The organism is Paenibacillus sp. FSL H3-0310, from assembly GCF_038002785.1.
GTDB classification, from domain to species: domain Bacteria; phylum Bacillota; class Bacilli; order Paenibacillales; family Paenibacillaceae; genus Paenibacillus_AQ; species Paenibacillus_AQ odorifer.
In genome coordinates this window covers 2386624-2398214 of the sequence record NZ_JBBODC010000001.1, presented here as the reverse complement: position 1 = coordinate 2398214, position 11591 = coordinate 2386624, and the positions used below count along the sequence as shown (strand labels likewise).

Sequence of the window (11591 nt, the reverse complement as noted above, 5' to 3'; positions counted from 1 at the left end):
TTTCTCGTAAAAATATTTAGAATTCCAAAACTTTCTTCACGCCTGCAATAATACGTGCAGGGTTTGGAAGCCATGTATCTTCTATTTGTGCGAATGGATACACAGTATCAGGACCTGCGATACGAAGCACAGGTGCTTCCAAGTGCAGTAGTGCTTTTTCATTGATTTGTGCGATAACTTCAGCAGCTACACCCGCACTCTTTTGTGCTTCTTGCACCACGATAGCACGGTTAGTCTTCTTCACAGACGCTACAATAGTATCGATGTCGATTGGACTTACAGTACGAAGGTCGATAATTTCAACATTAACGCCTTCTTTTTCGAGTTGCTCGGCTGCTTTGGTAGCTGTATGTACCATCAGCCCGTAAGTAATGATCGAAACGTCAGAACCTTCACGTACTACGTTCGCTTTACCAAGTTCAACTGTATATTCACCTTCTGGCACTTCAGCACGGAATGCATGATAAAGGTTCAAGTGCTCCATGAAGAAGACAGGGTCATTGTCGCGGATAGACGCGATTAGAAGTCCCTTAGCATCATATGGGTTTGAAGGAATTACAACTTTAATCCCTGGGCTTTGTGCGATCAAACCTTCGAGTGAGTCAGTGTGAAGCTCAGCAGCCTTAACTCCGCCACCAAAAGGAGTACGGAATACTACTGGAGCGTTATATTTACCGCCAGAACGCCAGCGCAAACGCGCTGCTTGAACAACGATTTGATCCAGTGCTTCAAAGATAAAACCTACGAATTGAATTTCAGCAATCGGACGGAAGCCTTGTACACCAAGACCAAATGCCAGACCGCCGATAGCGGACTCAGCTAGTGGTGTATCAAAAATACGATCTTCGCCAAATTCCTTTTGCAGACCTTCAGTTACACGGAAAACGCCACCTACATTACCAACATCCTCTCCGAAGATAAGAACGTTAGGGTCACGATTCAGTTCAACGCGCATCGCGTCGCGAATCGCTTCTTTCATATTCATTTGTGCCATTGCCTGATATCCCCCTTATTCAAAATCGGCTTTTTGCTCTTCCAGATGTTTAGGTGTTACTTCGAACATACTGTCGATCAAGCCAGGTATTGTCATTTTTTCGGTTTGTTCAGCTTTTTTGATCTGCTCGTTAACAGTAGCTTTCGCTTCATCTTTCACGCGCAGTGTATCTTCTTCAGTCCAAAGACCTTTCTTCTCCAAATACTTGGCAAGACGGGCGATTGGATCCTTTTCACTCCATTGTCCTTCTTCTTCTTTCGAACGATATTTACTTGCATCGTCAGAAAGGGAGTGTGGACGGAAACGGTAAGTTACAGCTTCGATCAATGTAGCACCTTCGCCGTTGCGTGCACGTTCTGCAGCATCACGTACAGCACTGATTACTGCAAAGATGTCCATACCGTCAACCTTAATCCCTGGAATACCAGCTGCAACCGCTTTGTGAGCGATCGATTTGGAAGCCGTTTGTTTAGCGAACGGAGTCGTAATCGCATAACCGTTGTTTTGAACAAAGAAGATTACAGGCAGTTTAAAACGACCAGCAAAGTTCAAGCCTTCGTAGAAGTCACCTTCTGAAGAACCGCCATCACCAGTGTAAGTAATTGCAACATTCTTTTGTTTTTTCAATTTGAAGCCCATAGCAATACCAGTAGCGTGCAGGATTTGCGCACCAATGATAATTTGTGGCATCAATACATTAACCCCATCAGGAATAGCTCCACCATGTTGGTGACCGCGGGAATATAAGAAAGCTTGGTACAATGGAAGTCCGTGCCATACTAGCTGCGGAATATCACGGTAGCCTGGGCATAAAAAGTCTTCTTTCTCCAAAGCGAACTCACTACCAATCATGGTAGCTTCTTGACCGGATACCGGTGCGTAGAAACCAAGGCGACCTTGACGGCCAAGGTTTACTGCACGATCATCCCAAGTACGGGTAAATACCATACGATACATAATTTCTTTCAGTTGATCGTCGGTTAAATCTGGCATCTTATCCTTATTGATAATTTCTCCATCCGGGGAAAGTACCGATAGAGCCTCGACGTCCTCTGTATACACTTCATAAGGAACTTTACTCATTATCTTCACCTCAATAAAAAAATTTGAATATCAGCTGCCTCTGTTATAATATTATTATACACCTGTTTAGTTACTTTCGTCAAAGAAATACTTATAAAATTTATATTCCTTCAAATTTTGTATGTATAACAGGTGAGGAAATTTTATATAACAGTTTAACACTTTTCCAACAAGTAAATGATTAATAACACAGTTACACATTTAATAATTTTAGCGTAACCCTGTGTGTATTGCAAAATTCGACAAGAAAGGTGACGTGACAACGATGAGCGATTCTGTTTTTCTGAAACGCACAATTGTAAAAGAAACGCTTTGGAGTGAACATCTGCAGGAGGAACGTAAATTACGTATCTATCTGCCCCCAGGCTACAATGAAGTTCTGAGTTACCCCGTGGTGTACTGCCAAGACGGAGAAGAATTTTTCAACTTTGGACGCATTGCTACACTTGCTGGACAACTTATTATAGAAGAAGATGTCGAGCCCTTCATTATCGTTGGTGTAGAAGTTAACGTCGCTGTTCGGACTCAAGAATACGCTCCGTTCGGCAGCCGATTCAAACAGTACCTATCTTGCTTTTCCGAAGAGATTATTCCCTTCATTGAAAAAAATTATCCCGTACGCCGTACACCCGACGAACGAATCTTAGCCGGCGATTCCCTTGGAGGCAGCGTCTCCCTCCATCTGGCACTTGCTTATCCAGCTATCTTCACACGTATCATCAGCCTATCCGGTGCATTCTATCCCGAATCACAAGCCATGCTGGCTAAAGAGGAAGATCTCTCCTGGCTTAATATTAATATGGTCGTTGGACTGCAGGAAACAGATTACCAGACTGATACTGGGACCTATGATTTTGTTCAGATGAACAGAGAAACAAAAGCATTGCTTGAAGCACGTGGAGCTACCGTATCCTACCGGGAGAAAGACGGTCGTCATCTCTGGGGCTTTTGGCAAAAGGAACTCCCTGAATCTCTACTCTATTTTTTAAACACATAATGCCTTATTGATAGAAGCAAAAAATGAACATCTAAAGAACGTATGTAGATTTCAGCCGTGTTTACGCTTACAGTTTAATCCAGAAAATTTCCTTAATTCACTTTAATACTAATCAGAGAGGCTGGAACCCAACCGGGTTACAGCTTTTCTCTTATCACCATTTCTAGCAACACGTCACAGCCTGCATTGATCAAATCATATACCTGTTCAAAATTACCTGTAAAATAAGGGTCTGGTACTTCTCTCAATTCTTCCTCAGGCAATAAATCCATGAAGAACAAAAGCTTAGCCTCTTCCCCACCAGGAACCTTTCGAACATTCTCTCCATTAGACTTGTCCATGCAGACGATATAATCAAACTTCTGAAAATCCTCGCTACTGACCAAACGCGCTGCCATATTTGCATAACTAATCTTGTTTTGATCAAGTATACGTCTAGTCCCTTCATGCGGTTCCTTACCTATATGCCAATCTCCAGTTCCCGCAGAGTCAACCAGAATCTTATGTGAAAGCTCTCGTTCATCAATCTTATGGCGCAGAACGGCCTCCGCCATTGGTGAGCGACAAATATTACCCAGACAGACAAATAGCACGTTTACGATTTCATTCACCTCCCAATTGTTAAAACATTAGTAAATATGAATTTATGCACATAAAAAATCGCACACTATCATTTTAGCGTTGTCTTGGTCAATTGTGCAACTTTTCGATCTGCATTATACTGGGACAGGATAACCAACTAGAGTTTTAGAGGAGGAATGGATGTTATGCCATCCAAACGAGTTGTTATTTTTGCCGGTGGAGAACTATCTCCGGATTATTTCGCTCTATTAGATGAAGAAGATTTTATTATCGGTGCGGACCGGGGTGCATTATTCCTCATCTCACATGGATATATACCCGATATTGCGGTAGGTGATTTTGATTCTGTATCGCCTGAGGCTTTTCAGGATATTCAATCCAAAAGTAAAAAAACAATCACTTGTGACGCCGTGAACAAGGATTTAACCGACAGTGAGATGGCACTCGATATTGCAATGAATCAGCAACCTGATTCTATTTTACTATTAGGAGTTACAGGCACTCGAATTGATCACTCCTTAGCCAGCATTCAAATGATGACAAGGGCTCTGCAACGGCAAATCAATTGCTACGTGATGGATTCTAATAACTATGTGACACTTACCGGATCCCAAACAGTCATTGAAGATTTGGGCTACACCTATGTATCTTTGCTTCCATTAACTCCTGAAGTAACAGGGATTACATTAGAAGGATTTCAATATCCTTTGAATGATGCTACTTTAAAGCTAGGGCAATCTCTAGGTGTAAGCAACAAACTGATTTCCTCCACTGGAACAGTTAGAATACGTAGTGGATTATTGCTGATTATCCAGAGCAAAGACTAAATACATAGTGATATAGAAACATCCTTGTAACTTTTGTTTCAAAATTAAAAAGCCGTTAAATCCTTTATATATCAAGGGGTTTACGGCTTATTTTATTGCTCAAAATATCAAGTTATTAATTTTTTGTAACTTTTAATGAATTTTTAATAAAACGTTTACAACCCAGGCCCAGCCTCACTTTATTGCTGCTCTACCAAATTTTATGACATAGATAACCTGCTATACTACGAATCAGGCAAGCAAGACAAGCCAAGCAAGACAGATTGATATACTAACTTTGGAGGTACTTACAACATGAATAAACAACAATGGATAAAAAAAGCGATTGTTATAGGAATGGTTACTACAATGGGCTTAGGAACAATGATGGCAACTGGTGTAGGTGCAACTAAAGTTGAAGCCGCTACGGTGTCCAAAGGACAAAGCGTTGTCAATTTCGGAAAAAACTTTATGGGAACTCCATACAAATTCGGAGCCTCTACTTCTACTACTAAGGTTTTTGACTGCTCTTCCTTTATGAAACATATCTTTAATAAATATAATGTATCATTACCCCGCACAGCTGCGGCTCAATCAAAAGTAGGAACTGCTGTATCCAAAGCTAACCTTCGTGTCGGCGATCTTGTATTCTTCTCCAGCGGCAGCAGAGCAACTGGTAAAAATGTAACTCACGTAGCTGTTTACGCTGGAAACGGTAAAATTCTGCACACTTACGGTAAACCAGGTGTTACGGTTTCTGATCTTAATTCTGGTACATGGAAAAAGACTTATCTAAAGGCTCGCCGCGTACTGTAAACAACAGCTCTATAGTAGAGTCTTTTCTATAAAAGAGAATTAGTCTCAGGATGTGGTGCTGCCTTCGGGCACCCTCATTACATATCCTGTTCCGCGAACAGTATGAATCAACTTGTTCCGGTACCCTTTATCAATTTTTAAGCGGATATGCCTGATGTATACATCTACAACATTGGTATCTGCATGGAATTGATATCCCCATACTTGTTTGAGTATTTCCTCGCGGGAACATATAATCCCTCGATTCGCAGCGAGATAATATAGAAGATCGAATTCTTTATGCGTCATCTTAAGCTCGATCCCTTCACGGGTGACCAGCCTGCGGCTGGGATCGAGCATTAAACCATCTACCTTTAACAGATATTTTAAATTTCGACGCCGACCCGTGAGGGTTAATAAATTTAGAATTCTACATTTAAATTCACCGGTATGTAGTGGTTTTGTCATGAAATCATTCCCTCCGGCTAAAAAGGCCGCAACTGCTCCGTTACCAGATAATTCTTCGGAAATCACCATGACCGGAAGAATCATTCCCTCATCTCTTACTGCGGAAATGATTTTCCATCCTTCCCATGTTCCCACCTCGCCTAAATCAGCAAGCAGCAATACCGGTTCTACTTCAGAAATGGATAAGCGAAGATCTTCGGGATCTTCGCTTTTTGTTATTTGCAGACCGATATCATTAAACACTTTCGCAATAGCGTCTAGTTCTTCCTCTCCTCTTCCGTTTCCCGCAGACATGTACCATATCATTTGCTCACTCACGAAGATCCCCCGTATCCATCAGACATGCATCAGCATCCCATTAATAGATATAGAATCCCCGGAAAACAAAGAGACCATTCCTATGAAATGGCCTGAAGATCAGTTTATTATGCTTTTTATCCAAAATATCGATGATAAAAGCTACGGGCAGCGGCAATATCCTTCGTTCCATGGATCAATGCCCGGCCATCTGCGAAGATCACCATCCGGTAAGGACCTTCCTTAAAGGAAATTAGATAAGGATTGCTCTCTACCTCACGGTCTCCTAAACGAGACAGACGACTGGCTGTTTCCTGCAAGTTAAGTTTCTGCGGCCGGGCAGGGCGGATCTGTACGGTATCCCTGCCACAAAGCACATCACTTCGTTCCGTATTTAAGGCTGTTAGATAAGGGTAGATCGGATGAGTCCCACAAGAAGGACAATTCTCCTTTTTAGCACTTTTCACGCCAATTTCTTGATGTTCATTACGCCATACATCGAAAGTCAGCAGTTTATTCCGTAATTGATCCTTATGGTTACCGAGAAGCTTTAACGCCTCAGCTGTAGCATTTGCAGTGACCAATTGTACGGCCTGGGGAAGAATACCCGCTGTATCACAGGTATCTCCCCCTAGTGGAACTGTACCTAAAAGACAATGAAGACATGGCGTTTCTCCAGGCAAAATCGTATATGTAATTCCATAGCTTCCTACACAAGCTCCATAAATCCAAGGGATATTATTCTTTTGGGCAATATCATTAATGATGAGACGTGTATCGAAATTATCAGTCCCATCCATAATCAGGTCCACCCCTGAGATGAGTCCTTCCAGCTCTTCCTTCCGCACATCCATAACATGCGCTTCTATGACAACCTCAGAATTAATCTGCTGCAGTCTGTTCTGGGCTGCAATGGCTTTTGGAGCTCGCTCCTGCGCATCCATCTCGGTATACAGCTGTTGGCGCTGCAGGTTACTCCACTCTACATAATCGCGGTCAACGATAAGAACATGCCCAACCCCACAGCGGACTAATGTCTCTGCAATCCCTGTACCTAACGCACCCGCACCAACTACAAGCACTTTTGAATTTGCGAGACCCTGCTGTCCTTCAGTTCCAAACGGCGCGAAACGTATCTGCCGTGAGTATCGATCTTCTCGCCCAGCGTTATGAAACATACATTATCTCCTCCCCATATCCAAAAAGCGGAGAACAGCAGGATCTCTGCTATTCTCCGGATTTATGATTATTCTATACCTGTACAGCTGACCACTGCTCAACATCCCAAATTTTCGTAACCCAATCTTCATAAAAATCAGGTTCATGAGATACAAGCAGGACTGTGCCTTTATATTCTTGCAAAGCGCGCTTCAACTCTGCTTTAGCAATAACGTCAAGGTGATTGGTAGGTTCATCGAACAGTACCCAGTTGCTTTCGCGCATCAAAAGCTTACAAAGTCGCACTTTCGCTTGCTCCCCACCACTCAGCATACTAAGCGGACGTGTAATATGTTCATTTTTTAGGCCACAGCGTGCCAGATGCCCACGAACTTCGTTCTGAGTTAAACTGGAGAATTCATTCCAGACATCCTCAATGGGTGTAAGACTAGCTGCTTTCACTTCTTGTTGGAAATATGCAGGGTTCAGATAATCCCCAAGATAGGTTTTGCCGCTGTATGTTGGGATCACTCCCAGAATTGTCTTCAGCAGTGTCGATTTACCCACACCATTGCAGCCAACAATAGCAATCTTCTCTCCACGTTCAATGACCATGTTTAGCTGTGGCAGCAGCGGACGATCATAACCAATCTCAAAATCAATTCCTTCGAAGACGGTTTTGCCGCTTGCCCGGCTCTCTTTAAACTTAAAGGTCGGCTTAGCAGCTTCTTCAGGACGATCAATTCGGTCCATACGATCAAGCTGCTTCTCACGGCTTTTTGCCCGGCCTGAAGTTGAAGCACGCGCTTTATTCCGCTGGATGAAGTCCTCTTGTTTTTTGATAAAATCTTGTTGCTTCTCATAGGCATCGATATGCTGGTTTTTATTCATCTCCGCCATATCGAGGAATTTCTCATAGTTCGCCGTGTAACGGGTCAATTTACCGAACTCTAAGTGATAAACGACATTAACGACTTTATTCATAAACTCAGTGTCATGGGAAATCAATATAAATGCATATGGGTACTGTTTCAAATAGTTGGTCAGCCAATCGATATGCTCAACATCCAAATAGTTGGTAGGCTCATCAAGCAATAGTACATTGGGTTTCTCCAGTAGCAGCTTCGCCAGCAGCACTTTGGTTCTTTGACCACCGCTGAGAGAAGCAACATCACGATCTAGCCCAATCACGGACAGGCCTAAACCATTGGCCATTTCCTCTACTTTTACATCAATCAGATAGAAATCTCCGATATCCAGTTGTTCCTGAATGTCTCCCATCTGCTCCAGTAGTACTTCTAGTTCCTCAGGCGAAGCATCACCCATCTGCTCTGTGATCTTCAGCATTTCCTGCTCCAACTCAAGCAGTGGCAAAAAAGCGTCCTTTAGAACATCGCGAATCGTTTTGCCCGGTGTAAGAATCGTATGTTGGTCCAAATAACCGTAACGCACCCGAGGGGTCCACTCTACTTTACCATTATCCTTCAAAAGCTTTCCTGTCAAAATGTTCATTAGCGTCGATTTACCAACGCCATTTGCTCCAACAATTCCAACATGTTCTCCTGGTAACAACCGGAAAGACACGTTCTTGAACAATGTCCGATCCCCAAAATTGTGGGAAACGTCTTCTACAGTAAGTAAACTCATAAATTCTCCGCAAGCTCCTGTCTATACTTAAATAATGCGTAAATCAAATCACGTATAAATATATATTTTATCACACTTTAGCGGAACACTGAATTAAATGTTAGTCCCAATAGCCTATCTTAAGAAAAAACCACGGCGTTTTCCATCGTTTCGTTCGCCCTTAATGTCCCCTAACAGCTCAGCAATTACATCTGCCAACTTCCCTTTTTGTAAAAATGGATCTTGCTGACATGGTAAATTATAAACCCTATCTATACCTAAAGAATTTCGCAACAGTTCAACAGATTGGTGTTCAGCAAGTGGTAAACCCACTCTCCATTCCCGTTCAGGCTGCAGCCCCCTTCTCCTAATCCATAATAAAGATTCCTCCAATCGCCAATCGGCGCCAGAAGCAATTAGAATGGGAATATCGCTATGCTTGATTTCTTCCAACGCTCCATCAAATCCACCCGTGCCCAGATCTAAGACAACAAATTGATAAGCTCCTCTCATAAGCTCTGCTACATCCCCATGGTGAGGTCGCTTCCAGTAATGAACCTTCCTCCAGGAAAATACAGACTCAGAGCTCTCATCAGGAACTGAAGCGCTCTGCACATCAACCATATTGTGCATGCGCTCATAAACCGATGAATCCGGTGATAGATCAACCCAAGCTGTTGAACCGATCTGTGCCAGATAACTGCTAATTGCAAATGAAGTATGTGTTGTTCCAAGTCCCGGCCCTACTCCAAGTAAGGCGATCACTTTAGCCTTCCGTTTATCAACCACTAGGGGCACAGACACTGCTAAAGAATTACCTTCATCCATATCATTCTCCACATGAACCAGTGCTTGAATAACAGCTGTTGCGTCCTGATATCTTTCCTCCGGATGTGGCCGTAATAAACGTCTAATTATAGGAATAAAAGCTGCGGGAACATGGTCACGCAACTTATTTTCCATTCCTGACTCCCAGTGGCTGCATAAGCCTCCGGTAGCCATATATAAAAGCAATGCACCAAGACCATATAAATCAGAAACCGGCTGACTCTGCCCGTTCCCATACTGCTCAGGAGCCGCAAACCCAACTGTACCAAGCTTCACCGTATCTTCAACGATTCCTTTTCTATAATTTCGAGCGATTCCGAAGTCGATTAACATCAATTCTTTTTGCTTAGTTAACATAAGATTAGAGGGCTTTAAATCACGATAAACAATGGGCGGATGATGACCATGTAAATATTGCAGGACTTCTAAAAGCTGTTTAGCTATTTGTAGGATGAACTCACAAGGTAAAGGTCCGGGATTATCCTTCATCAGCTGACTTAAAGTTATCCCTTCAATATAATCCATAACTAAATAAGAATACCCTTCTTGATCCGAAAGATAGTAATCAACAATACGTGGAAGCCGCGGGTGATCCAGACCCATTAGCATCTCCGCTTCCGCCTCAATGTCTGAAGGTAGTTCTTCTGAGCTTACACTTTCTTTTACAGCCCAGCGTTTCCCCTTTAAACGCAGATCCTCCGCAAGATAGACAATACTCATTCCACCTGTTCCAATCTGATCAATAATTCTGTATCTGGCGTCCATTATCTGCCCTACCCCAAGCTTCGATGCAAAATCCACCTGAACTTCCCCCTTTTTCACATAAAAAAAGAGAAAGCTTCCGCCATTAACGTTGTTACCGCAGATTACGATAACGTTAATAACGGGATGCTTTCCCTTAAGATTTTTAAATTAGGATCTAACTTAGTATTTAATCATATAAAGTGTTATTTCGTCACGATTATGAAACAGCTGCTTGGCCCGTTGAATCTGCATACGTTCGCCCTCAAACATTGCAATGATCTCTTTGATCATCGCTAGAGGTTTCTTATGCATCAGCTTTACGGTCACAATCGCTGTTCCGCCTGGGGACAGGCTGTGCAGCAGCCCGGTTACAAGCTTCGCCATCAGCTTAGGACTCCAGCTCATATCACATACAAGCAGATCAAATTCATTATCGCGGAATTTCACTTCTCCGGCATTTTTGCGCAGGATCTTCAGACCCGGGTAATTACGCAGCGATTCATGCATCAAAGCAGGGTCAACCGCTGTTACCTTCATTCCACGCTCCAGCAAGAAAGAAGTCCAGCCCCCTGGAGAGGCACCGATATCAAGCGCATTACGGAAGCTGTAAAAAGGAATAGCGAACTCCTTCTCCGCTTCCATCAGCTTGAACTTAGCACGTGAGATTTGTCCGTCTTCCTTGCGGAAACGGATTGCACCGCCATTCCAGCCGGACAGATTCTCTTCTGGTCTGGACACTCCTGCATATAAGGCATTCCCGTCTGCGTAGACAGAAATGACCCATGCCGGATCTTGTACTGTAAATTCTGCACCCAAGCTCTGCAATTGCTCCTGCAGCCATTCCCGAAGTTCGCCCGGACTTTCCTGCCAGAAGGAAGGATCCCCTTTACGAACATTTAGGGATACTTTCTCCCCCTCTAGCTCACTGCGGCGGCTTAAATACACAGCCAAACGCTGTAACGCATCCATGGTTCCTTCATCCTGAAACTGCACAGGCTGTATATGACGAAGGAAAATGGGCAGATTCTGTGTGAGCAATCGTGATACTTCCTCGGGTTCAGACTGCAAGGTGGCTAGAAAGATTTCTCCCGGCAGCAGCAGCGTACTCTTCACTGCGCCGAACAAGCGCCGAAGCTCTTCCTGAGCATATGGCGCAAAGCCGTGATTAGCTGTACAAATATATCGGGAGTACACCATTTCTTCCGGAGCAGTG

11 protein-coding genes are annotated in these 11591 nt (G+C 43.3%); 3 read left to right on the top strand and 8 right to left on the bottom strand.

What is annotated here, in order from left to right; all coding sequences use genetic code 11:
• Positions 1-16: 16 nt before the first annotated feature.
• Together MHH63_RS10745 and pdhA are read right to left on the bottom strand one after the other, a co-directional pair.
• Positions 17-994: an alpha-ketoacid dehydrogenase subunit beta gene (locus MHH63_RS10745; protein ID WP_038571553.1), complete on the bottom strand. Its 978-nt coding sequence runs from the start codon at positions 992-994 to the stop codon at positions 17-19.
• A 15-nt stretch (positions 995-1009) separates the two neighbouring features.
• The gene (pdhA, locus tag MHH63_RS10740) at positions 1010-2077 is read right to left on the bottom strand and encodes a pyruvate dehydrogenase (acetyl-transferring) E1 component subunit alpha (protein ID WP_038571556.1); all 1068 of its coding nucleotides are present in this window, start codon (positions 2075-2077) and stop codon (positions 1010-1012) included.
• A gap of 265 nt (positions 2078-2342) precedes the next feature.
• Between pdhA and MHH63_RS10735 the strand changes: the two genes are divergently transcribed.
• Positions 2343-3074, top strand: a complete 732-nt coding sequence (locus MHH63_RS10735) for an alpha/beta hydrolase (protein WP_076184429.1) — start codon at positions 2343-2345, stop codon at positions 3072-3074.
• A 137-nt stretch (positions 3075-3211) separates the two neighbouring features.
• Here the strand turns inward: MHH63_RS10735 and MHH63_RS10730 are convergent, their stop codons facing one another.
• Positions 3212-3676, bottom strand: coding sequence for a low molecular weight protein-tyrosine-phosphatase (locus MHH63_RS10730; RefSeq protein WP_076184504.1), 465 nt, complete (start codon positions 3674-3676; stop codon positions 3212-3214).
• A 165-nt stretch (positions 3677-3841) separates the two neighbouring features.
• Between MHH63_RS10730 and MHH63_RS10725 the strand changes: the two genes are divergently transcribed.
• The gene (locus tag MHH63_RS10725; protein WP_036687693.1) at positions 3842-4483 is read left to right on the top strand and encodes a thiamine diphosphokinase; all 642 of its coding nucleotides are present in this window, start codon (positions 3842-3844) and stop codon (positions 4481-4483) included.
• A gap of 294 nt (positions 4484-4777) precedes the next feature.
• Positions 4778-5278, top strand: coding sequence for a C40 family peptidase (locus MHH63_RS10720; RefSeq protein ID WP_076128433.1), 501 nt, complete (start codon positions 4778-4780; stop codon positions 5276-5278).
• A gap of 45 nt (positions 5279-5323) precedes the next feature.
• Here MHH63_RS10720 and MHH63_RS10715 read toward each other — a convergent pair whose 3' ends face one another.
• From MHH63_RS10715 to MHH63_RS10695, 5 genes are all read right to left on the bottom strand, one after another.
• A complete protein-coding gene (locus tag MHH63_RS10715; RefSeq protein WP_341171483.1) occupies positions 5324-6043 on the bottom strand; it encodes a response regulator transcription factor in 720 nt (239 codons plus the stop codon).
• Positions 6044-6159: 116 nt separating this feature from the next.
• Positions 6160-7200, bottom strand: coding sequence for a ThiF family adenylyltransferase (locus MHH63_RS10710; RefSeq protein WP_076304093.1), 1041 nt, complete (start codon positions 7198-7200; stop codon positions 6160-6162).
• Between the two features lie 73 nt (positions 7201-7273).
• A complete protein-coding gene (locus tag MHH63_RS10705; RefSeq protein ID WP_036687697.1) occupies positions 7274-8827 on the bottom strand; it encodes an ABC-F family ATP-binding cassette domain-containing protein in 1554 nt (517 codons plus the stop codon).
• 114 nt (positions 8828-8941) lie between these two features.
• Complete coding sequence (locus MHH63_RS10700) at positions 8942-10435, bottom strand: serine/threonine-protein kinase (protein ID WP_341171482.1); 1494 nt, start codon at positions 10433-10435, stop codon at positions 8942-8944.
• Between the two features lie 123 nt (positions 10436-10558).
• Complete coding sequence (locus MHH63_RS10695) at positions 10559-11575, bottom strand: SAM-dependent methyltransferase (protein WP_076184506.1); 1017 nt, start codon at positions 11573-11575, stop codon at positions 10559-10561.
• Positions 11576-11591: the final 16 nt, after the last annotated feature.